Here is a 21,897-nt window from a genome sequence, read left to right as displayed (position 1 = left end):
ATGCAGCTTGGCCATTCAGTCTTCGAACACGACGGTCTTTGTGCCGTGCAGCAAAACGCGATCCTCGAGGTGCCGACGAACTGCCCGAGCTAGAACGCGACGCTCGATATCACGACCCTTGCGGATCAAATCTTCCGGGGTGTCGCGGTGGCTGATCCGCTCTACATCCTGTTCGATGATCGGGCCTTCGTCCAGGTCGGGCGTGACATAGTGGGCGGTGGCGCCGATCACCTTCACCCCGCGTGCATGGGCCTGGTGATAGGGGCGGGCGCCCTTGAAGCCGGGCAGGAAGGAGTGGTGGATATTGATGCAGCGTCCCTCCAGCCGGCGGCTGAGATCGTCGGACAGGACCTGCATGTAGCGCGCCAGGACGACCAGTTCCGTGCCGGTGGATTCGATCAGGCGCAGCAGTTCCGCCTCCTGCGCCGGCTTGTCGGCGGCGCTGACCGGCAGATGGTGGAAGGGCAGGTCGCCCAGATCGACATGGCCGATCATTTCTCGCGGATGGTTGGAGACGACGGCCGTCACCTCCATCGGCAGTTCGTCGATCCGCCAGCGGTACAGCAGGTCCGCCAGACAGTGATCGAATTTGGACGTCAGGATCATCACCTTGCGCGGCTCCGGTCCTCGCAGGGTCCAGTCCATGGCGAAACGGTCGGCAAGCGGCGTGAAGGCGGCGTGGATGGCGGCCAGGGCGTCGCCGTCGGCCGGTTCGAACACCACCCGCATGAAGAAGGTGGCGCTGGAGGCGTCGCCGAACTGTTGGGCGTCCGAGATATTGGCGTCCCGCTCCAGCAGGAAGGCGGACACGGCCGCGACGATGCCGTGGCGGTCGGGGCAGGAAAGGGTCAGGATCATCAGGCGGCAGGCTTATCCGGGAGAAAGTCACCCAGTATGGCCCAGTTCGCCGCCTTTGCCGACAAGGATATTGCATGGGCGGGGCTGGAGGACGGCAGATCGATCAGGGTCACGCCGTCGAGGTCGGCGAGGATCCGTCTTCCCAGCTTGGCCGCCAGGCCGCCGTTGAAGGCCACGGCGCGGAGTTCGGGCAGGCTTTCGATCAGCCCGCGCAGGTCGGCGGCCTCGGGCGACTTGATCGCCGCGTCCAGACTGCCGGATCGTTGGGCCGAGGCGATCACATCCCACAGGCCGACGCCGCACGCCTTCAACCGGTCCAGGCGGTCGGGGTAGGGCAGGGCGGTCAGGGGCTCGTCCAGCACGCCGCCGATCAACGGCCAGAAGACGTTGCGCGGGTGGGCGTAGTATTGCGCCGCCTTCAGCGAGGCGTCGCCGGGCAGGCTGCCGAGGATCAGCAGGCGGGTGGCGGTGTTGACGACGGGGGGGAACTGGCTCTTGGTCATTCCCGACGTCATTCCCGACGCGCCGCGTCCCGATAGACCTGGCTGCGGTCGCGCCTGCCTACGGCGACGACAGTCACCGTGACGATCGCATCCTCGACCCGATAGACCAGCCGGTATCCGGCGTCGCGCAGCTTGATCTTGTAGTGATCGCGCATCCCGTGAAGCGCATCCTTCGGAACGCGCGGATGTTCCAGCCTCTCGGCCAGCTTCTTCTTGAACTGGGCCCGAACCGGCGCGCCCAGTTTCTCCCACTCCTTCAGCGCGGAGGGGAGGAACTGAAGATCAAAGGGCATCGAGCGAGACGCGCACCGGCGCCTCGTCCTGCCGCTGGCGGATGGTCTCGATCAGCGTCAGGTCGTCCAGTCGTTCGACCATCGCCTCATAGGCGGCGGCGGGGACCATATAGGCCATGACCCGATTGTGGTTCAGCACGGCCACGGTCTGGCCCGCTGCGTCGTCCATGACGGCGCTGGGGCTCTTCTTCAGGTCAGAGACGCTGACCGCGACAGAGGCTTCGACCCGTTGCATAGTGATAGAGTACGAAAATCGGTGCGATTTTCAATACTGAAGATCAGTCGTCGCCGAACACCCGCTTGAACACCACGTCCACATTCTTGGTGTGATAGCCCAGGTCGAACAGGGCCTCGAGCTGTTCGGCGGGCAGGGTGACGCGTTCGTCGGCCTTGAGGAAGTCCAGGAAGGCGCCTTCGCCGCGCCAGACCTTCATGGCGTTCTCCTGCACGGCGGCATAGGCGGCCTCGCGCGAGATGCCGGCCTGGGTCAGGGCCAGCATGACGCGTTGCGAATGCACCAGACCGCCCAGGCGGTCGATATTGGCCTGCATGTTCTCGGGATAGACGTTCAGACGCTCGACCACATTGGCCAGGCGCTGGAGGGCGAAGTCCAGGTGGATGGTGGCGTCGGGACCGATGCCGCGCTCGACCGACGAGTGGCTGATGTCCCGCTCGTGCCACAGGGCGACGTTCTCCATCGCCGGGGTCACGGCCGAACGGACCAGACGGGCCAGGCCGGTCAGGTTCTCGGTCAGGATCGGGTTGCGCTTGTGCGGCATGGCCGACGAGCCCTTCTGGCCCTTGTCGAAGAATTCTTCCGCTTCCAGCACCTCGGTGCGCTGCAGGTGGCGGATCTCGATGGCGAGGCGTTCGACCGAGCTGGCGACGACGCCCAGGGCGGCGAAGAAGGCGGCGTGGCGGTCGCGCGGGATGACCTGGGTCGAGACCGGCTCGACCTGAAGCCCCATCTTGTCGGCGACATATTGCTCCACCGCCGGATCGACATTGGCGAAGGTGCCGACGGCGCCGGAGATGGCGCAGGTGGCGATCTCTTCCTTGGCGGTGATCAGGCGGCGTTTGGCGCGCTGGAACTCGGCGTGATAGCCGGCCAGCTTCAGGCCGAAGGTCACGGGCTCGGCGTGGATGCCGTGGCTGCGGCCGACGGTCGGGGTGTATTTATGCTCCTTGGCGCGGGTCTCCAGCGCCGCCAGAACCCGGTCCACGCCGTCGATCAGCAGGTCCGACGAGCGGGCCAGCTGGACCGCGAAACAGGTGTCCAGCACGTCCGACGAGGTCATGCCCTGGTGCAGGAAGCGGGCTTCGTCGCCGACGATCTCGGCCACATGGGTCAGGAAGGCGATGACGTCGTGTTTGGTGGTGCGCTCGATCTCGTCGATGCGGTCGGCGTCGAAGGTCGCGTCCTTGCCCTTGGCCCAGATGGCGTCCGCCGCGTCCTGGGGGATGACGCCCAGTTCGGCCATCTTGGTCGCCGCGTGGGCCTCGATCTCGAACCAGATCTTGTACTTGGTCTCTTGCGACCAGATGGCGGCGGCGGCGGGGCGGGAATAGCGGGTGATCATGGGGCGGTCCTGTCGGTCCGGCCGCCGCCGGAGTCAAGGTTTACGGCGACCTAAAGCTGACCCATCGTATTGTCGTGATCGACCGCCTGCCGCTTCAGCCAGGCGACGAAGGCGGTGGCGCTGGGCGAGGGGGGGCGGTCGCGGGGCTGGACGACGGAATAGGCGAAGCCGACCGCTTCCGAGCCGTCGGGGAAGGGGGCGACCAGACGGCCCGAGGCCAGGTCCGCCTGGGCCAGGGTGCGTTTGGCCAGGGCGACGCCGCGGCCGGAGACGGCGGCCTCGATCAGCAGGCTGGACTGGTTGAAGCGCGAACCGCGGCGCGGGTCGGGGTGGCGCACGCCGCGCGCCTTCAGCCACATGGCCCAGTCGGGGCGGCTGGGGTCGCCGTCGTTGGACATGTCGTGCAGCAGGATGTGGCGCATCAGGTCGGCGGGTTTGCGGATCGCATGTTCGCCGTCCATCAGCGACGGGGCGCAGACGGGCAGGACCGTCTCGGTCATCAGCCGGTCCACGGTCAGGCCGGGATAGTCGCCGGGACCATAGCGGACGGCGAGATCGACCTTGCCCTCGGTCAGGTCGGCCGGCTCCATGTCGGCGGAGATCCACAGCTCGATCTCGGGATGGGCGGCGTGGAAGTCGTCCATCCGCGGCATCAGCCATTTGGAGGCGAAGCCGGGGGCGATGCTGATCGACACCTGTTTGCGGCGCGGCGGTTCGCGCAGCAGGGCCGAGGCGTCCATCAGCCGCTCGAACCCCTCGCGCAGCAGGGGGACGGAGGAGCGGCCGAGATCGGTCAACTGGAGGCCGCGCGCCTCACGCACGAACAAGGGCCCGCCGACGATGTCTTCCAGCAAGCGGATCTGCTGGCTGACGGCGCCCGGCGTGACCGACAGTTCGTCGGCGGCGCGCGAGAAGTTCAGGTGGCGCGCGGCGGCCTCGAAGGCGCGCAGGGCGTTGAGCGGGAGCAGGGAACGGGCCATCGCCGTTAGAAATCCTATCAGCGCGACAAAGGCAATCTGGTTTGCGGGTCTGGGCGGGGAAGCCGATGGTTCGCGTCCTGCCGTTGTCCCTTCTTCCTCTCCCGGCGACCCTGAAAGCAAGACCCATGCGTGTATTTCTCGCCGCCATCCCGCTGGAGGCCGCAAAGATCGTGATCATCGGCGGCGGCGAGCCCGCCCTGGCCAAGCTGCGACTGTTTCTGAACACGCCGGCCGAGCTGCTGTGGTTCGCGCCCGACGGCGCGCCGCCGAAGGTGGAGACGCCGTTGACGGCGCCGGAGCCGGTGCTGCGGACGCCGGAGGCCGACGATCTGGCGGGTGCGCGGCTGGTCTTCATGGCCTTGGACGATGCGGATGAGCTGACGCGGCTGGGCGCCCTGGCGCGGGCGGCGGGGGCCCAGGTCAATGTGGTGGACAAGCCCCATCTGAGCGACTTCCAGACCCCGGCCCTGATCGACCGGGACGAAGTGGTGATCGGGGTCGCCACCGGCGGATCGGCGCCCATACTGGCGCGCGACGTGCGCTCGCGGATCGAGGGCGTGCTGCCGGCCGGTCTGGCCAATGTGGCCCGGCTGGCGCGCGAGCTGCGGGACACGGTCAAGACCAATGTACCCGACTTCATGGCCCGGCGGCGGTTCTGGGAGAAGGCGTTCCGGGGGCCTGCGGCCGACCTGGCCGCAGCGGGCCGCACGGCCGAGGCGCGGCGCGAGATGCTGCGTCTGCTGAATTCGGCCGCGCCGGAACAGGGCGTGGTCCATATCGTCGGAGCGGGGCCGGGCGATCCGGAGCTGCTGACCCTGAAGGCGCTGCGGGTTCTTCAGGACGCCGACGTCATCATTCACGACCGTCTGGTGCCGGACGCCGTGCTGGAGCGGGCGCGGCGCGACGCCAAACGCCTGTATGTCGGCAAGGCGCGCGGCGAACATTCGGTGCCCCAGGACCAGATCGAGGCCCTGATGATCGCGGAGGCCAAGGCGGGCCACCGAGTGGTGCGGCTGAAGGGCGGCGATCCCTTCGTTTTCGGGCGCGGCGGCGAGGAGCTGGAGGCCATGCGGGCGGCGGGCGTGGCGGTCTTTGTGGTGCCGGGGGTGACGGCGGCCCTGGCCTGCGCGGCCTCGGCGGGGATTCCGCTGACCCACCGCGACTACGCCCAGGCGGTGACCTTCGTGACGGCCCAGGCCAAGCCTGGCGGCGTCGACGCCGACTGGACCCGACTGGCTGGGCCCAATCATACCCTGGCCATCTATATGGGGGTGGACCGGGCCGAGGAGACGGCGGCCAAGCTGATGGCGGCGGGGCGTCTGGGTTCAACGCCGGTCGCAATCGTCGAGAACGGCAGCCGGCCGGATGAGCGGGTCCTGACCGGCCGTCTGGACGGGCTGGGCGCCCTGGTGCGCGGCGCCGACCTGAGCGGGCCGGCCCTGTTGTTCGTCGGCGAGACGGCGGCGTTTTCGGCGGCCCAGCTGGATGTGCGGGCGGAGGTGGCGGCGTGAAGATCGTCACTGCAAACCGCCTGTCGGACGGCCGGGTCATCTATGCGGGCGTGGACAATCAGCCGGTGGAGGGCCTCGACCAGGCCTCGACCCTGGACGACGCCACGGCCGAGATCGTGTTGGCCGAGGTCGCCGGGCGACCGGACATCTTCGTCAATCCCTATCTAGTCGAGGTGCAGGACCGCACGCCCTCGGGCCGCGACCGGCTGAAGGAGCGGATTCGTTCCGCCGGACCGACCGTCGGCCACAGCGTCGCGGGAGGCGTGGGCTGATGTATCGCTATGACGAGTTCGACCACGCCCTGGTGCGTGAACGGGTCGAGGAATTCTCGGACCAGGTGGCGCGCCGCGCGTCCGGCGCCCTGACCGAGGACGAGTTCAAGCCGCTGCGGCTGATGAACGGGGTCTATCTGCAACTGCACGCCTATATGCTGCGGGTCGCCATTCCTTATGGGACGTTCAACAGCCGGCAGATGCGCCAGCTGGCCCATATCGCCCGCACCTATGACAAGGGCTACGGCCATTTCACCACGCGGACGAACATCCAGTACAACTGGCCGGCCCTGACCGACCTGCCGGCGATCCTGAGCGACCTGGCCGATGTCGAGATGCACGCCATCCAGACCTCGGGCAACTGCATCCGCAACACCACGACCGACGTCTTCGCCGGGGCGGCCGACGACGAGATCGAGGATCCGCGCCCCTGGTGCGAGATCATCCGCCAGTGGTCGACCATCCATCCGGAGTTCAGCTTCCTGCCGCGCAAGTTCAAGATCGCGGTGATCGGCGCCGAGAAGGATCGGGCGGCGATCCGGACCCATGACGTGGGGCTTCAGATCGTGCGTGGCGAGGACGGCGGGACCGCCTTCCGCGTCTTCGTCGGCGGGGGGCAGGGGCGTCTGCCCCATATCGGCCAGGAGATTGCTTCGGCCGTGCCGGCGGCGGACCTGCTGGCCTATCTGACCGCCATCCTGCGGGCCTGGAACCTGCTGGGGCGGCGCGACAATATCCATAAGGCGCGGATCAAGATCCTGGTCGCCTCGGTCGGACTGGAGGCCTTCCGCGAGGAGGTGGACAAGCATTACGCTACCCTGCGCCTGGAAGACCTGCGGATCCCCGAGGACGAGGCCGAGCGGATCAAGGCCTATTTCGCCCCGCCGCCGTTCGAGGACCTGCCCAAGGTCAGTGCCCCGTTCGACCGCGCCCTGCTGGCCGATCCGGACTTCGCCCGGTTTGCGAGGAACAATGTGCGGCGGCACCGGCAGGCGGGCTATGCCTCGGTGGTGGTGTCGCTGAAGCCTGTCGGGGGCGTGCCGGGGGACATCACGGCGGACCAGATGGACGCGGTGGCGGATCTGGCCGAGCGATACGGTTTCGACGAACTGCGCGCCGCCTATGAGCAGAATCTGGTCCTGCCCCATGTGAAGCTGGACGATGTGCCGACACTGTGGCGGGCGCTGCTGGAGGTGGGGCTGGCGACGGCCAACGCTGATCTGGCGACGGATGTCATCGCCTGTCCGGGGCTGGACTATTGCAGCCTGGCCAACGCCCGGTCGATCCCGGTCGCCCAGGCCCTGTCGAAGCGGCTGGCCGACATGGATTATCAGGAGCGGCTGGGGCCGGTCCGCATCAACATGAGCGGGTGCATCAACGCCTGCGGCCACCACCACGTCGGCCACATCGGCGTGCTGGGCGTGGATCGCAAGGGCGAGGAATACTACCAGATCACTGTCGGTGGTTCGCCTGACGAACAGGCGGCCCTGGGCGACATCGTCGGCAAGAGCCTGCCGGCCGACGAAGTGGCGCCCGCCATCCAGCGGACCCTGGACCGCTATCTGCAAATCCGCGCCGACGGCGAGCGGTTCATCGACACGGTGCGCCGCGTCGGTCCCGATCCCTTCCGCGACGCCATCTATGAGACGCTCGATGCTGCAAACGCTTGAAGGGGTTCAGAACGGCCCGCGGCTGTCGGTCGCCACGCCGCTGGAAGAGGTCGAGGCCGCCGCCGCCGCGACCGACGTCCTGGTGCTGGAGTTCGACGCCTTTCGCGACGGGCGCGGCTTCTCGCTGGCGGCGGTGCTGCGCGAGCGGGGCTATGCCGGGCGGCTGATCGCGGCGGGCAAGGTCTTGCCGGACCAGGCGCGGCATCTGAGGCGATCGGGCTTTGACGCGGTCGAGCTGGCGCCGGGTGCCGATACGGCGGCCTGGACGCGAATGGATCAGGCGTTCAGCGGGTCGTATCAGCCGACCTTCGATCCGGCGCCGACCATCTGGCAGAGGCGGCGGGCGGCGTCGAACGATCCGGACCTACAAGGTCTGGCCGACCGGCTGAACCGCGAGACTGAGGGCAAGGACGCTTCGGAGATCCTGAAGGCGGCGCTGGATCCGGCCCTGGGTTTGAGGGTCGGCGCCATATCCTCGTTCGGGGCGGAATCTGCGGCCCTGCTGCACATCGTCGCCGAGACGGATCGGGACGTGCCGGTGGTCTTTCTGGAGACGGGCCAGCATTTCCTCCAGACCCTGTCCTATCGCATCCAACTGACCAAGGCCCTGGGTCTGACCGACGTGCGGCTGGTCACGCCCGATGCGAATGAGAAGGCGAGCCTGGACGCCCGCGACGACCTGTGGCGGACCGACGCCGACGCCTGCTGCGACCTGAGGAAGGTGCGGCCGCTGGCCCGCGCCACCGTTGGGTTCAACGCCGTCATCACCGGGCGCAAACGCTATCAGGCCGCGACGCGCGCCGAGCTGAAGCCGTTCGAGGTGCTGGACGGGGTGCTGCGGATCAATCCGCTGGCCGACTGGGACGCCGACGATGTCGAGGCCTGGCTGGAGGCGCACGACCTGCCGCGTCATCCTCTGGTCGAGCAGGGCTATCGCTCGATCGGCTGCTGGCCCTGCACCCGGGCCGTCGAAGACGACGAAGAGGCGCGGGCCGGACGCTGGTCGGGGATGGACAAGGTCGAGTGCGGCATCCACCTAGGCAAGCGTCAGGTCGCCGCCTGATCCCCCTCCCGTTCGACTTCCCCTGAAAGCTGAAACGTGTCCGTCACACCGTCTGTCATCGACCTGATCGGCCATACGCCGCTGGTCCGCCTGAACCGCCTGTCCGACGAGACGGGCTGCGAAATCCTGGGCAAGGCCGAGTTCATGAACCCCGGCGGCTCGATCAAGGACCGCGCGGCCCTGTCGATCGTCCAGGGCGCACGCGCGTCCGGCGCGTTGAAGCCCGGCGGGACCATCGTCGAGGGCACGGCGGGCAATACCGGCATCGGCCTGGCCCTGGTCGGGGCGGCCCTGGGTCATCCGGTGGTCATCGTCATGCCCCGCACCCAGTCGGAAGAGAAGAAGTCGGCCATCCGGTCGCTGGGCGCGCGCCTGGTCGAGGTGGACGCGGCCCCCTTTTCCAGCCCCAATCATTTCGTCCATTATTCCGGGCGTCTGGCCGCTGAACTGAACGAGAGCGAAGAGGCGGGCGCCATCTGGGCCAACCAGTTCGACAACACCGCCAACCGCGATGCCCACTACACGACCACGGCCCCGGAGATCTGGGAACAGACGGGCGGCAAGATCGACGCCTTCGTCTCGGCTGTGGGGTCAGGCGGCACCATCTCCGGCGTCGCCGCCTATCTGCGCGAGAAGAAGCCGGAGGTGAAGGTCGCGTTGGCCGACCCCGCCGGGGCGGCCCTGTTCAACTGGTTCACCAAGGGCGAGATGAAGGGCGAGGGCTCGTCCATCACCGAGGGGATCGGGGTGGCGCGGATCACCGGCAATCTGGAGGGGTTCAAGCCCGACTACGCCTATCGGATCGAGGACGCCGAGTTCCTGCCGATCCTGTTCGACCTGGTGAAGCACGAGGGCCTGTCGCTGGGCGGATCGGCCGGGGTCAATATCGCCGGCGCCGTGCGGCTGGCGCGCGAGATCGGGCCGGGCAAGACCATCGTGACCTGCCTGTGCGATCCGGGCTCGCGCTATGCGTCGAAGCTGTTCAACCCGGAATTCTTGACGTCGAAGGGACTGCCGGTTCCGGGGTGGGCTTAAAAGCTCACCTCCCCGTTCGCGAAGGCGGATGGGGAGGACAGTCGCGGAGCGACCAGGAGGGGGCGACTCCGACAGTGGTGATGACCATGGCAGCGTCTGACACCGGGTCGCCCCCTCCTGGCGCTCGCTGACGCGATCGCCTGTCCTCCCCGCCGGCCTTCGCCGACGGGGAGGTGATGGCTATTTCTCCTCCGCGATCCAGGCATCCATCCGCCGGTCCAGCAGGGCCAGCGGCAGCGGGCCCTCCGTCAGCAGCGCGTCGTGGAAGGTGCGGATGTTGAACTTCGGGCCCAGTTCGCGCTCGGCCCGCGCCCGGATTTCGCGCAGGCGGATTTCGCCGATCTTGTAGGCCGTGGCCTGGCCGGGCCAGCCGATGTAGCGCTGAAGCTCGGTCTCGATATTGTGGGGCGCGAGGGCCGAGTTGTCGCGGAAACAGGCGCGGGCCTGTTCTTCGCTCCAGCCCATCCAGTGCAGGCCGGTGTCCGCGACCAGGCGGCAGGCGCGCCACATCTCGTAGGACAGACGGCCGAACCGCTCGTACGGTGTGCGATAGAAGCCCATCTCCTCGCCCAGATATTCGGCGTACAGGCCCCAACCCTCAGTGAAGGCGCTGACATTGGCCTGACGACGGAAGTAGGGCTGGCCCTCGGCCTCCTGCTGCAGGGCGATCTGGATATGGTGGCCGGGGACCGCCTCGTGCAGGGTCAGGGCCGGCAGTTCGTACAGGGGGCGCTGGTTCAGCTTCGACGTATTGACCACATAATGGCCGGCGACGCCGTTCTGCATCGAGCCGCCGTTGTAGCGGCCGGTGGTGTAGTTGTCCTCGATCTGCGGCGGCACCGGCTGCACGTCGTAGGGCAGGCGGGGCAGGGTGGCGAACAGGGCAGGCAGGCCGCCGTCCGCGCGCTTGGCCATCTCCGACGCCTTCTCGATCAGGGCCTCGCGCGTCTGGGCGTAGAACCGGGGATCGGTGCGCAGGAAGTTCAGGAAGCCGGCGAAGTCGCCGGTCCAGCCGGCGGCCTTCATTTCCACATCCATGCGGGCGCGGATGCGGGCGACCTCGGACAGGCCGATCTGGTGGATCTGGTCCGGCGTCAGGTCCGTGGTGGTGTGCCCCCGCACCAGATAGGCGTACATTGCCTTGCCGCCGGGGCGGTTTCCCAGACCGGGTTCGACCGGGGCCTTGGGCAGGTATTCGGTCTCGAGGAAGCTCAGCCAGGCCTGGCGAGCCGGGACGATGGCCTGTCCCACGGCCGCCGCCGCCTGGGCCGTCAGACGATCCCTGTCCGCCTGGGACACGGTCGGGGGCAGGGTGGACAAGGGTTTCAGCAGGGGCTCGGCGTCGGGCGTGATCGCCACGTCGTTGCGCGCCCCGGCCAGGGCGCTCTCGGTCACGGAACGGGCCTGGACCAGGCCTGTGGCCAGGCCGCGCCGGGCGTTGTCGGTGGTCTGGGCGTAGATGTGTCCGAAGCCCCGGATGCGGCGGATGTAGGCCTCGGCCTCGGCGACGGAGTTCAGGCGGGTGCTTCCGCCGATATAGAGGGCCCAGGTTCCAGGGCCGCCCTCGCTGTCGAAGGCCAGGCGCGAGGTGTCGTAATCAAGCCCCTCGAGGCTGCGGTTCAGCGTGTAGAGCAGGAAGGCGTGGTTGACGCCGCCGGCGTGGGAAAGACTTGCCGGGTCGATGGCCCGGAGCCGGGCGACGAAGGCCTCCAGCGGCGCGCGCTGGGCCAGTTCGAAGCTGCGCGACAGGTCGGGAACCCGGCCCATGGCCTCGACGTCGCCCTCGCTGCTGGCGGCGAAGGGGTCGATCGACTTCAGATAGGCCTCGTAATCGACGATCAGGGCGTCGAGGGCGGCGTCAGCCGGACTGGGGGCGAGGGCGGCTGGGGCCGGCGTCGCCGAGGCTTGCGCCATGGCCGCCGGCGACCCTGCGGCGAGCAGGGCCGCGACGGCCAGGTAAGAGATCTTCATGACGCCCTCCAGAACAGCCCGTACAGGCAAGCCGAGCCGGCGGGGCGCGTCAAGCCGTCGGGATCAGTCGCAGGCGACGAAGAAGCGTTCGATGTCGGCGCGCGTCTGGGGGTGGGCGGCGTAGGTCCGCCGCCGGTCGCCGTCCCAGACCGCGATCCAGCCCAGACGGCGAAAGCGCTGGAAGACCGGATCGCGCGTGCGGGCCTTGGCCTCGGCGTAGTGGCCGTCGGTGACGCCGGCGTCTTCGGAGGTGGCCGGATAGTTTTCGGTGTCGCCGCCGGATTCCAGATGAAGCTGCCGCGACGGCTTCTCCAGGACGGCGGCCAGCTCCAGCGCGCCCGAGCCGGAGCCGCAGAACAGTTTCAGCTTCACCTCGTCGCTGTTGGCGACGCCGTAGGCCAGGGTGTTTTCCCGGGCCTCCTGGTTGAGGAACCAATCATAGTTCGGCGTCGGCGCCGGGGCGCCGGCGTCCGCCATGGAGGTCGAGACCGGCGCCGGCGTGGCGCAGGCGGCCAGGGCCGACAGGGCGAGCAGGGACGACAAGGGCTTCAGCAGACGCATGATCGGTGTTCCTATCCGGCGCAACGATCCGCGAAGCGGCGAAGCTTGGCAAGATGGGGGCGTTCGACCTTTACCGCCCCGGTCCGGTCGCCCGTCATGATCGCCATGTCGCCGGAGCCGACAAAGGCCGCGAACAGGGGATGATCGGTGCGTAGCGTGACCTCCAGCCTTCCGCCGCGCCCGATTCGCGCCGCGCTGGTGGTCGAAGCCGCGCCGGACGTCAGTCGGGCGAAGCCGGGCTGGGTCTCCGGCGCGGACCTGGCGTCGGTGTCGTAGAGGGTGACGGTCGCGACGTTGGATCGGGGCGCACACTGCAGCGTGGCCCTGAGCGCCGGGGTGTCGGTCACCTCATTGGCCAGGACGACAGGGCCTTCGCTCTCGTAAAGGGTCCAGGTCCAGGCCAAGGGGGGTGAAGGCGGCTGGGCGGCCGCCTGCAGGCCCGCCGCCAGAGCGACCGCGAGAACAAGGTTCATGGATCAGCCCCCGCTGATGGCGACGCGAAATGGCGTCTCCACCCATTTCGTCAAGCGCGCGACGATCCGCAATAGGAAAGGAAGCCCGCGATCATCCGGCGCTCATCCGGGCCGGCCTTCAGGACGAACCGGCCGGAATCGCCCTGCACGCGCATCGCGCCGCGCGAAGCCAGCCCCGTCAGGCTGGCGTCCTGCAGGGAGAGGCGGGCTTCCGTCGCGTCTCCGCCGCTCATGGGATCCAGGGGCGCAGGGCCGTGAGAGGCCGCGATCAGACGCGGCGTATCCGGCTGGACGTCGCCATAGACCACGGCGGCGGCGTCGCCGGGGGAACAGGTGACCATCAGGGCCAGCTGGTCCGAGTTCTCGACCCCGTAGGCCAGCTTGGCCATCGCGCCTTCATGGCTCAGATGCCAGCTCATCGTCGGCGTCTCGACGGGTGGAAAGGCGTCGAGCGGTTGCGTCCTGGCGGCGAAGGCGACCAGGGCGACAGCGGCGGCGGCGGGGATCAGAACCTTGAACATGTGAATACTCGCGTCTGACGAACAAACGCGGTTACGCATCAAGGGTTCACGGCTCCGCTTGAGCCGCCGTCGTCCTGTGGCCGAGCGGCATCAGTGGATCAGAACGGGCTGAACCGCTCCACCAGGCTCTGGGCGGCCGGCGTCGCCTGCATCCGGCTGATGTCGCCACGACCGCCGTAGGAGATGCGGGCCTCGGCGATCTGGGTGTGATTGATCGAATTGGCCGACGAGATGTCCTCGGGTCGCACGATGCCGGCGACGGTCAGTTCGCGGACTTCGCGGTTGGTGCGCACCTCCTGCCGACCCTGGATCACCATGTTGCCATTGGCCAGGACGTCGGTGACCACGGCGGCGACGGTCAGGGAGACCTTTTCCGAGCGGTTGACCGAACCAGAACCGGCGGCGTTGGTCTTTCCTTCCAGCCCGACCATGTTGGCCGGGTCGAAGCCGCCGGGGAAGACGCGGCCCAGGCTGCTCTCCAGGCCGAAGAAGTTGGAGACTCCGGTCGAGGAGTCGTTCGACCGCGCCCTCTGGGTCGAGTTCTGGGTCTGGGCCCGGTCGTCGATATCGATCCTGACCGTCAGGATGTCGCCGATGTGACGCGCGCGCTGATCGCCGAAGAAGGTGCGGGCGCCGACGCGCCACAGGCTGTTGGCGCTGGCGGGAGTCGCTTCCTGACGCAGGCCGGGGCCGGCCATATAGGCCTGTTGCGCCGGCACAAGCGCGGCCGGATAGCCGATGGGGGCCAGTTCCGGGCCACGCACGGCCTCGATGGCGGTGGAGCAGGCGCCGAGCGAGGCGGCGGCGGAGACGGCGACGACGATCAGAATCTTGCGCATGACGGATTCCCCTAGCGGGCGGCGAACTGTTGAGGATTGGCGCGGACCCTGTCGGCGGCGGGGCCGGCGACAGCCTGGCCCGGACCGGACGCGACGGCGTCGATGACACGGTTGGAGGCGGTGTTGAGGACGGCGACGGGCTCGCCCAGCGCGGCGTTGCGCATGGCCTTGCCCATGATGCTCAGGTTCACGCCGCCGACCTGATAGGTGACGCGCACCATGTCGTTGCGGGCGATGACCTGCTGTCCGCCGCCGGCCGGACGATAGACGGGACGGTTCTGGGGCGCAGAGGCCTGCAGGTCTGTTTGGGCGGCGGCGGCTGAAACCGGACCGGTCGATCGGCGGACGGCGACGCGCCGCAGACCATTGGGATTGGTCCAGTCCAGACCGGCCTGACGGGCCTGGGCCTGAAGCTGGCCGGCCTCGATCACGACCGACGGGCCGACCCGCTGGGCCACGACCACTTCGGCGGCGGCGCCGGCGCCGTCGAAGATATCGCCCAGGGTGACGCGGCCGTCGTCATCGACAGGATTGGACTTCAGCGAAACCGGTCCGGCCCATGCGGCGCTGGAAACGGCGGCGAGGGCGGCGGCGAGAACCAGGGTGCGACGGATACGGGTCATGGCTTAGCTCTTCACCTGAGCGGTCACCGACAGCATGTTGTCGGCGGTCGAGATGACCTTGGAGTTCATCTCGTAGGCCCGTTGAGCGATGATCAGGGCGCTGATCTCGGCCACGGAATCGACGTTGGACGCTTCAGTGTAGCCTTGCAGGATCTTTCCGAAGCCCGGGCTGCCCGGCGTGCCGATGTTGGCGGCGCCCGAAGCGGCCGTTTCCAGCAGCAGGTTGTCGCCGATGGCCTCGAGACCGGCTTCGTTGAAGAAGGTCGCGAGTTCGATCTGGCCGACCGTCGTCGGCGCGGTCTGGCCGGCCTGGGTCACCTGGACCAGACCCGATTTGGAGATGGTGACGTCGGTCGCGTCCTGCGGGATGGTGACGGCCGGTTGCAGCGCATAGCCGTCGTCGGTGACGATCTGGCCTTCCTGGTTGACCTGCAGGTTGCCGGCGCGGGTGTAGCCGATCTCGCCCGAGGGCAGGGTGATCTGGAAATAGCCCTTTCCGTCGATGGCCATGTCATAATCGTTGCCGGTCTGGGCCGGCGTGCCCTGTTCGGTGACGCGATAGACGGCGCCGGCCTTGACGCCCGCGCCGATCTGGATGCCGGTCGGAACGACGGTGCCCTGGCTGGACGACTGCGCGCCCATCCGTTCGACGTTCTGGTACAGCAGGTCCTGGAACTCGGCGCGCTGCTTCTTGAAGCCCACCGTGTTCATGTTGGCGATGTTGTTGGAGATGACCTCCACGTTCAGCTGTTGGGCGGCCATGCCCGAGGCTGCGGTTCTGAGCGCTTGCATTGTCCGGCTCTCCCTTAAGCGGCCTTGCCGAGGCGCTCGACGGCGCGACGGCTCAGGTCATTGGTGTTCTCGATCATTCGGGTGATGCTTTCGTAGGCCCGGCTGATCTCGATGAGATTGGTGATTTCGGTCAGCGAATTGACGTTCGACGCCTCCAGAGACCCCTGATGGATCTGGACGTCGTTGGCCTCGACCGGCTGGACGTTCGAGCCGTTGCGATAGAGGCCGTCACCGCCCTTTTCGAGCACGCCGAGCGTGTCGAAGCGGACGACCGACAGGCGCCCGGTGATCTGGCCGCTCTGGGTGATGGTGCCGTCTGCGCCGACGGAGGGGGCGCCGAGGGCCGGGTCCAGCACGATCTCCGCCCCGCCGCCCAGCACGGCCTGACCCTGTTTGGTGGTCAGCCGGCCTTCCGGATCCATGGTGAAGGCGCCGTCGCGGGTGTAGGCCTCGCCGGCCGCGCCGTCTCGAACGGTGAAGAAGGCGCCCTCGCCGGCGATGGCGAAGTCGAGGGGGCGGCCGGTCTCGGACATCGAGCCCTGGCCGAAGTCGCGGCCCACGCCGTTGTCCAGCACGAAGCTGGCCGAGGGGCGGATGGAGTCGTTGCGGGCGCGCTGGCCCACTTCCGTCCCGACCATCAGCTGTTCGACCTTGAATCCGGTGGTGTCGGCGTTGGCGACGTTGTTGGCCACGATGTCGAGTTCGCGACGCAGCGTCATCTGACGGGACAATCCGATATAGGCGGCGTTTTCCACGAGTGGCGTGCTCCTTCGATTTCTCCCTCGCAACGACCGTGCCAACAGGGTTAATCCAGCAGGAATGGCGGTTTGAGGGGGCGGGAGGCCGGTGACGCCCGGCAAAAACTGCCGTTTGTAAACGTCGCGTTAACCAAGCCGGGCCGATCCTCCCCATGAGATTCTCCGGGGCGAGCGCATGTTCAAGTTTGGCAAGAAGAAGGGCGACCCGAACGCCGATGCGCCCGCCGACAAGTCGGTCGATGCGGACGCGGCCGAGGGCGAAGAGGGCGCGCCCAAGAAAAAGAAGCTGCCGATCCTGTTCATCATCGCGCCCGTGGCCCTGCTGGTCCTGGGCGGCGGCGGCGCGGCGGCCTTCTTCCTGATGAAGCCCAAGCCGGCCGAGGCCCATGGCGAGGAAGCCGCCGCCGCAGGTCACGGCGAGGAGAAGGCTGAGGAAAAGGGCGGTCACGGCAAGGAAGAGAAGAAGGCCGAAGGCGGCGGACACGGCGCGCCCGCCGAAGGCGGCGAAGCCGATCCGGCTCTGGGCAAGATCAGCGAAGGGCCTGACGGCGTCACCTTCTACACCCTGCCGGACATGGTCATGAACATCCAGTCGGCCGACGGCCGGCCGACCTTCCTGAAGCTGAAGCTGACGCTGGAGATGCACGACGCCGAGGTGGCGACGCATCTTCAGTCCGAGATGCCGCGCCTGCAGGACATGTTCACCGGCTTCGTGCGCGAACTGCGTCCCGAGGATCTGAGCGGCTCGGCCGGCACCTACCAGCTTCGGGCGGAGATCCTGCGCCGCGTCAATCTGGTCGCGGCGCCCGGCAAGGTGGACGCGGTCCTGATCGAAGAAATGCTGGTGCAGTAGGCATGACCGATACGGCGCTCGATTCCTTCGGCGGCATGGGCGATCCGGCGGACGCCCTGTCCGAACGCGTCCTGAACCAGGACGAGATCGACAGCCTGCTGGGCTTCGACCTGGGCGACGACGACGGTTCGGAAAAGTCCGGCATACGCGCCATCATCAATTCGGCGCTCGTCTCCTACGAACGCCTGCCGATGCTGGAGATCGTGTTCGACCGCCTGGTGCGGTTGATGACGACCTCGCTGCGGAACTTCACCTCGGACAACGTCGAGGTGTCGCTGGACAATATTTCGTCGATCCGCTTCGGCGACTATCTGAACTCGATCCCGCTGCCGGCGATCCTGGCGGTCTTCCGGGCCGAGGAACTGGACAACTATGGTCTGCTGACGGTCGATTCCAATCTGATCTATTCGATCGTCGACGTGCTGCTGGGCGGGCGTCGCGGCACGGCGGCCCTGCGGATCGAGGGGCGCCCCTACACCACGATCGAACGGGTGCTGGTGCAGCGGATGGTGGAGGTGGTGCTGAACGACGCCCGCCTGGCCTTCGAACCCCTGACGCCCGTCACCTTCAACCTGGACCGGCTGGAGACCAATCCGCGCTTCGCCGCCATCGCCCGGCCGGCCAACGCCGCCATCCTGATCAAGCTTCGCATCGACATGGAAGACCGCGGCGGGCGAATCGAGCTTCTTCTGCCCTATGCGACGCTGGAACCGATCCGGAAAATGCTGCTGCAGCAGTTCATGGGCGAGAAGTTCGGCCGCGACAACATCTGGGAAGGCCACTTGGCCACCGAACTCTGGACGACCGAGACCGAGGTGCGCGCCGTGCTGGACGAGCAGATGATGCCCCTGTCCACCGTGCTGAATCTCAAGGTCGGCGATACGATGATGCTGAACGCCACGCCGGATTCGGAAGTCTCGATCCGCGCCGGCGCCATCCCCCTGACGACGGGCCGAATGGGCCGCAAGGGGCAGCATATCGCCGTCCGCATCGAAGGCCCGGTGAACCCGGAAATCGCCGCCCGCATAAGAGGACCCCGCTGATGACCGGCATGATCATGGATGCGGTGCTGATGCTGCTGCTCGTCGCGGCGGTGGGCTACGGGATCAAGCTGGAACGCAAGCTTTCGGCCCTGCGCACCGGCCAGGTCGCCTTCGCCCAGGCGGTGACCGAGCTGAACGCCGCCGCCGGCCGCGCCGAGGCCGCCCTGGCGACCCTGCGCGCCTCGGGCCAGGAGACGGACCTGCTGCACGACCGCATCATCAAGGCGCGCGAGGTGAAGCAACAGCTGGAAGCCCTGATCGCCCGCGCCCCCGTCGCGGCGCCGATGCGGCTGCAACAGGAAGAGACGGCCCCGCGCCCCGAAATCGTTCGGCCGGTCGCGTCCGCGCCTTCGCCCACCGCCGTGGTCAATGATGATGACGAACGCGCCCGGCGCATGGCCGCCCTGGCCCAGCGCATTCAGGGCATGTCCAGCCCCGCCGCGACGTCGCGAGCCGGGGCGCCGGCGGGTCGCGACAACGTCGCCGCCATCGTCCAGGCCCTGACCTCCGTCGGCTCCGCTAACCATTCCGCCAAACAAAGCCTCAACGCCGCGCGTCGTAATCTCGACGACGATCTGTTCGCCGCCTGAGTTCGGAACCCCATTTCATGGCTCGCATACCCCGCCTTCTGCCCCTGATCGCCGTCGCCATTGGCGGGGTTGTCGCGGTGCGCGCCGTCGGCGTCGCGCCCGGCCTGTTCGAGGGCGCCAAGGCCTGGGCGGAAGAGGCGCCGGCCGCCGCCGGCGCCCCGGCCAAGCCGGCCCTGCCCGGCACCTGCGCCCTGTCGCCCGAACAACTGGCCCAGCAGGCGGGCATTTCGCCGGCCGAATTGAAGATCATCCAGTCGCTGTCGCAGCGCCGCACCGAACTGGACGCGCGCGACCAGGATTTCGCGACCACCCTGCCGCTGATGGTCGCCGCCGAGCAGAAACTGGACGCCAAGGTTCAGGCCCTGGCGGCGCTGAAGGCCGAGATGAAACAGATGCTGGGCCAGGTCGACGAGCGCGAGAAGGCCGAGATCGATCGGCTGGTCCAGGTCTATTCCGCCATGCGCCCCAAGGAGGCCGCGCCGGTCATGGCCAGCCTGGAGGATCGGGTCCGCCTGCCGGTCGCCGCCGCCATGCGTCCGCGCACCCTGGCCGCCATCATGGCCCAGATGACGGCGCCCCAGGCTAAGGAACTGACCGAGAAACTGGCCGCCCGGTTCCAGGCCCAGCAGATGGCCGCCCGCGCCGCCGCCGCCGAAGCCGCGACGCCGCCGCCCGCCGCGACCCCGGCCGCACAGCCTGCGGCCCAGCCGGCCGCCGCAACGCCTTCGCCCACGCCCGCCGTCGCGACAGCGCCCCAGGCGCGGCCCACGCCTCGTCCCGCCGCCCGCCAGCCGGCCCGTCGGCCCGCCAGCCGCCCTGCCAGCCGACCTGCGGCGAGCCCGGCGGCCGCGCCCGCCGCCGCCGGCCCGCAGCCTTACAAGCCCGCCGCTACAGACGCCCCGCCGCGCCAGACGGTGCAGTAGGCGCATCCGCATTGATGCGTAGCCTGACGATTTCCCGACGATAACCCTACTGGCGGATCATATCCCTCACGCCCAGATACAGGGCGACGATCATATCGAGGGTGTCCGCCATGATGGGCGAGGTTCTGTATATCGCGCACCGCCTGCGACGGGTGTTGATCCTGGTCGTGCCCGCTGCGGGGCTGATCTGGGTCGGCGCCGCTGTTCATCACTACATGGGCTGATCGCCGGTTTCGGTTGGCATGAGGGCCGGGCGCGGCTATCACCGCGCCTTCCCGATATCCGAGCCGCCGAACGATCATGTCCGACACGCCCCCCGACCGCCTCTCCGTCGATCCCTCCAGCCCGTTCCATGATGCGGACGTGCTGCAACGCGGCGTCGGCATTCGCTTCAAGGGCGAGGAAAAGACCAATGTCGAGGAATATTGCGTCTCGGAGGGCTGGGTGCGGCTGGCGCTGGGCAATCGGGTGGACCGCAAGGGCAAGGCCCTGACGGTCAAACTGCAGGGCTTGGTCGAACCCTATTTCCAGAACGGCTGAGTCTTTCTAGGCTGCGGCTCTTCCCCGAGTCTGGAGCCTGCCGATGTCCTTCCGTCTGCTGACCGTCAGCGCGCTCGCGCTCGGGTTTGTCGCCGCCGCTGCTCCGCTGGCCAGGGCCCAGGACGCAGCCACGGTGGAGCGCGCCATCGCGGTTCGTGACGCGGCGCTGACGTCGAACATCGCCCTGGACTATGTCACCCAGCTGACCACCCGCTTCGGCGCGCGGCCGGCCGGGTCGAAGTCCGAGCAGGACGCCGCCGCCTGGGCCGCCGACTATCTGCGCGCCCACGGCTTCCAGAACGTCCGCATCGAAGAATTCCCGCTGGTCGGCTGGGAGCGGGGCGAAGGCTCGGCCGCCATCGTCGGCAGGAACGCCCAGTCGCTGGTCGCCGCCGCCCTGGGCCATTCGCCCGCCACGCCGCGCGGCGGGGTCGAGGCGGACGTGGTGCGATTCTCCAGTTTTGAAGACCTGCAGGCGGCCGATTCGGCGACCGTTCGCGGCAAGATCGTCTATGTCGATCTGGGTCAGATGCACCCGATGCAGGACGGCTCGGGCTATGGTCCCCATACCCGGGTGCGCGGCGCCGGTCCCGGCGTGGCGGCGGCCAAGGGCGCGGCGGCCTTCATCATGCGTTCGGTCGGATCGGACGAGGACCGCATGCCCCACACCGGCACCACCCGCTATGTGGACGGCAAGCCCACCATCCCATCCTTCGCCCTGTCCGCGCCGGACGCCGACCAGGTCAGCCGGTTGATCGCCCTGGGCGAGCCGGTGCGGATGCGCTTGACCTCGACCGCCCGCACCTATGAGACCCACAGCCAGAACGTCATCGGCGATCTGCCTGGCGCGACCCGGCCGGAGGAGGTCATCGTGCTGGGCTCGCACATGGACAGCTGGGATCTGGGCACCGGCGCCATCGACGACGGGGCGGGCGGCGCCATCACGGTCGCGGCGGCCAAGGCCATCGCCGACAGCGGCAGACGCCCCGCGCGGACCCTGCGGGTGATCTTCTACGGCTCCGAGGAAGTGGCCCAGCCCACGCCCCAGACCGGCAACGGCGGCGGCGTCTACGCCCGCAACCAGGGCGCCGCCCTGGAGAAACACGTGATCGCCGGCGAAAGCGACTTCGGCGCGGACCGGGTCTATGCGCTGCGCCTGCCCGCCGGCGCCCAGGGCTCGGACTTCCAGAAGGCGGCGACCCGCGTCCTCTATCCGCTCGGCGTCCTGGCGTCGGACCAGGTCGAGACCGACGGCGGGGTCGATGTCGGGCCCATGGGGCCGCTGGGCGTGCCCTTCTTCGGTCTGGCGCAGGACGGGACCCGCTATTTCGACCTGCACCACACCGCCAACGACACCCTGGACAAGATCGACCCGGCGCAGTTGAGCCAGAACGTCGCCGCCTGGGCGGGCTTGCTCTGGCTGATCGCCGATTCCGACGTCGATTTCCGCGCCATGCGACCGGCGACGACGACAGCGACGCCGGCCGCACACTAGGTCGCTTGGCCACACGGTCCGGTTCTGGCTATAGAGCCGGACCGGCTCGCGGGCGTGGCGAAACTGGTAGACGCAGCAGACTTAAAATCTGCCGGGCGCAAGCCCTTGCCGGTTCGACCCCGGCCGCCCGCACCAGATCTTGAAGGATCC

25 protein-coding genes and 1 tRNA gene are annotated in these 21,897 nt (G+C 68.3%); 12 read left to right on the top strand and 14 right to left on the bottom strand.

Annotated elements, in window-relative coordinates:
• Positions 1 to 15: 15 nt before the first annotated feature.
• Genes purU through gcvA form a run of 6 tightly spaced genes read right to left on the bottom strand, consistent with a single transcriptional unit; the run spans position 16 to position 4,214 of the window.
• A complete protein-coding gene (gene purU, locus AC1RSI_RS09560) occupies positions 16 to 858 on the bottom strand; it encodes a formyltetrahydrofolate deformylase (RefSeq protein ID WP_035308404.1) in 843 nt (280 codons plus the stop codon).
• Positions 858 to 1,361 carry a DNA-deoxyinosine glycosylase gene (locus tag AC1RSI_RS09555; protein ID WP_035308402.1) on the bottom strand — a complete coding sequence of 168 codons (504 nt, stop codon included), beginning with the start codon at positions 1,359 to 1,361 and terminating at the stop codon, positions 858 to 860. Before AC1RSI_RS09555 ends, purU begins: the two co-directional genes overlap by 1 nt.
• Before the next feature lie 8 nt (positions 1,362 to 1,369).
• The gene (locus tag AC1RSI_RS09550; protein ID WP_035308400.1) at positions 1,370 to 1,654 is read right to left on the bottom strand and encodes a type II toxin-antitoxin system RelE family toxin; all 285 of its coding nucleotides are present in this window, start codon (positions 1,652 to 1,654) and stop codon (positions 1,370 to 1,372) included.
• Entirely contained in the window at positions 1,644 to 1,889 is a 246-nt protein-coding gene (locus AC1RSI_RS09545) for a type II toxin-antitoxin system Phd/YefM family antitoxin (RefSeq protein ID WP_035308397.1), read from the bottom strand. Before AC1RSI_RS09545 ends, AC1RSI_RS09550 begins: the two co-directional genes overlap by 11 nt.
• A 43-nt stretch (positions 1,890 to 1,932) precedes the next feature.
• On the bottom strand, positions 1,933 to 3,234 hold the full coding sequence (gene purB / locus AC1RSI_RS09540) for an adenylosuccinate lyase (protein WP_035308395.1): 1,302 nt from the start codon (positions 3,232 to 3,234) through the stop codon (positions 1,933 to 1,935).
• A gap of 50 nt (positions 3,235 to 3,284) precedes the next feature.
• Entirely contained in the window at positions 3,285 to 4,214 is a 930-nt protein-coding gene (gcvA, locus tag AC1RSI_RS09535; protein WP_291753881.1) for a transcriptional regulator GcvA, read from the bottom strand.
• A gap of 125 nt (positions 4,215 to 4,339) precedes the next feature.
• Between gcvA and cysG the strand changes: the two genes are divergently transcribed.
• The 5 genes from cysG to AC1RSI_RS09510 are packed head-to-tail and all read left to right on the top strand — an operon-like array spanning position 4,340 to position 9,765.
• Positions 4,340 to 5,725, top strand: a complete 1,386-nt coding sequence (gene cysG, locus AC1RSI_RS09530; RefSeq protein ID WP_154726126.1) for a siroheme synthase CysG — start codon at positions 4,340 to 4,342, stop codon at positions 5,723 to 5,725.
• Positions 5,722 to 5,997, top strand: coding sequence for a DUF2849 domain-containing protein (locus AC1RSI_RS09525; protein WP_035309183.1), 276 nt, complete (start codon positions 5,722 to 5,724; stop codon positions 5,995 to 5,997). The genes cysG and AC1RSI_RS09525 overlap by 4 nt, the downstream gene beginning before the upstream one ends.
• Entirely contained in the window at positions 5,997 to 7,667 is a 1,671-nt protein-coding gene (locus AC1RSI_RS09520) for a nitrite/sulfite reductase (RefSeq protein WP_154726125.1), read from the top strand. The genes AC1RSI_RS09525 and AC1RSI_RS09520 overlap by 1 nt, the downstream gene beginning before the upstream one ends.
• Entirely contained in the window at positions 7,651 to 8,730 is a 1,080-nt protein-coding gene (locus tag AC1RSI_RS09515; protein ID WP_154726124.1) for a phosphoadenylyl-sulfate reductase, read from the top strand. Before AC1RSI_RS09520 ends, AC1RSI_RS09515 begins: the two co-directional genes overlap by 17 nt.
• A gap of 36 nt (positions 8,731 to 8,766) precedes the next feature.
• Positions 8,767 to 9,765, top strand: coding sequence for a cysteine synthase A (locus AC1RSI_RS09510; RefSeq protein ID WP_154726123.1), 999 nt, complete (start codon positions 8,767 to 8,769; stop codon positions 9,763 to 9,765).
• A 180-nt stretch (positions 9,766 to 9,945) separates the two neighbouring features.
• On the opposite strand, the gene AC1RSI_RS09505 is transcribed toward AC1RSI_RS09510, so the two are convergent.
• From AC1RSI_RS09505 to flgF, 8 genes are all read right to left on the bottom strand, one after another.
• Positions 9,946 to 11,736, bottom strand: a complete 1,791-nt coding sequence (locus tag AC1RSI_RS09505) for a DUF885 domain-containing protein (RefSeq protein ID WP_154726122.1) — start codon at positions 11,734 to 11,736, stop codon at positions 9,946 to 9,948.
• Between the two features lie 63 nt (positions 11,737 to 11,799).
• A complete protein-coding gene (locus tag AC1RSI_RS09500; RefSeq protein ID WP_154726121.1) occupies positions 11,800 to 12,297 on the bottom strand; it encodes a hypothetical protein in 498 nt (165 codons plus the stop codon).
• An 11-nt stretch (positions 12,298 to 12,308) separates the two neighbouring features.
• Complete coding sequence (locus AC1RSI_RS09495; protein ID WP_008261582.1) at positions 12,309 to 12,770, bottom strand: hypothetical protein; 462 nt, start codon at positions 12,768 to 12,770, stop codon at positions 12,309 to 12,311.
• 50 nt (positions 12,771 to 12,820) lie between these two features.
• Complete coding sequence (locus AC1RSI_RS09490) at positions 12,821 to 13,291, bottom strand: hypothetical protein (RefSeq protein WP_035309195.1); 471 nt, start codon at positions 13,289 to 13,291, stop codon at positions 12,821 to 12,823.
• Positions 13,292 to 13,389: 98 nt separating this feature from the next.
• Complete coding sequence (gene flgH / locus AC1RSI_RS09485; RefSeq protein ID WP_154726120.1) at positions 13,390 to 14,130, bottom strand: flagellar basal body L-ring protein FlgH; 741 nt, start codon at positions 14,128 to 14,130, stop codon at positions 13,390 to 13,392.
• An 11-nt stretch (positions 14,131 to 14,141) separates the two neighbouring features.
• Positions 14,142 to 14,753, bottom strand: coding sequence for a flagella basal body P-ring formation protein FlgA (locus AC1RSI_RS09480; protein WP_154726119.1), 612 nt, complete (start codon positions 14,751 to 14,753; stop codon positions 14,142 to 14,144).
• Positions 14,754 to 14,756: 3 nt separating this feature from the next.
• Entirely contained in the window at positions 14,757 to 15,545 is a 789-nt protein-coding gene (flgG, locus tag AC1RSI_RS09475; RefSeq protein ID WP_008264364.1) for a flagellar basal-body rod protein FlgG, read from the bottom strand.
• Positions 15,546 to 15,559: 14 nt separating this feature from the next.
• Positions 15,560 to 16,300 (bottom strand): flagellar basal-body rod protein FlgF, encoded by a 741-nt coding sequence (flgF, locus tag AC1RSI_RS09470; RefSeq protein WP_008262304.1) that lies wholly within the window; start codon positions 16,298 to 16,300, stop codon positions 15,560 to 15,562.
• A 178-nt stretch (positions 16,301 to 16,478) separates the two neighbouring features.
• On the opposite strand from flgF, the gene AC1RSI_RS09465 reads away from it, so the two are divergent.
• From AC1RSI_RS09465 to AC1RSI_RS09435, 7 genes are all read left to right on the top strand, one after another.
• Positions 16,479 to 17,156 carry a flagellar basal body-associated FliL family protein gene (locus AC1RSI_RS09465; RefSeq protein ID WP_035309203.1) on the top strand — a complete coding sequence of 226 codons (678 nt, stop codon included), beginning with the start codon at positions 16,479 to 16,481 and terminating at the stop codon, positions 17,154 to 17,156.
• Between the two features lie 2 nt (positions 17,157 to 17,158).
• Positions 17,159 to 18,199: a flagellar motor switch protein FliM gene (gene fliM / locus AC1RSI_RS09460; protein ID WP_008260695.1), complete on the top strand. Its 1,041-nt coding sequence runs from the start codon at positions 17,159 to 17,161 to the stop codon at positions 18,197 to 18,199.
• On the top strand, positions 18,199 to 18,789 hold the full coding sequence (locus AC1RSI_RS09455) for a DUF6468 domain-containing protein (protein WP_154726118.1): 591 nt from the start codon (positions 18,199 to 18,201) through the stop codon (positions 18,787 to 18,789). The genes fliM and AC1RSI_RS09455 overlap by 1 nt, the downstream gene beginning before the upstream one ends.
• Before the next feature lie 17 nt (positions 18,790 to 18,806).
• The gene (locus AC1RSI_RS09450) at positions 18,807 to 19,712 is read left to right on the top strand and encodes a MotE family protein (protein WP_154726117.1); all 906 of its coding nucleotides are present in this window, start codon (positions 18,807 to 18,809) and stop codon (positions 19,710 to 19,712) included.
• A gap of 300 nt (positions 19,713 to 20,012) precedes the next feature.
• A complete protein-coding gene (locus AC1RSI_RS09445) occupies positions 20,013 to 20,252 on the top strand; it encodes a DUF3297 family protein (RefSeq protein ID WP_008263719.1) in 240 nt (79 codons plus the stop codon).
• Between the two features lie 43 nt (positions 20,253 to 20,295).
• The gene (locus AC1RSI_RS09440; RefSeq protein ID WP_154726116.1) at positions 20,296 to 21,747 is read left to right on the top strand and encodes a M20/M25/M40 family metallo-hydrolase; all 1,452 of its coding nucleotides are present in this window, start codon (positions 20,296 to 20,298) and stop codon (positions 21,745 to 21,747) included.
• A gap of 48 nt (positions 21,748 to 21,795) precedes the next feature.
• Positions 21,796 to 21,882 (top strand) — tRNA-Leu (locus AC1RSI_RS09435).
• Positions 21,883 to 21,897: the final 15 nt, after the last annotated feature.

This window comes from Brevundimonas sp. GW821-FHT10E09 (assembly GCF_058809375.1).
The sequence above is the reverse complement of the archived record's forward strand: the minus strand, read 5'-3'. Positions and strand labels throughout refer to the sequence as shown.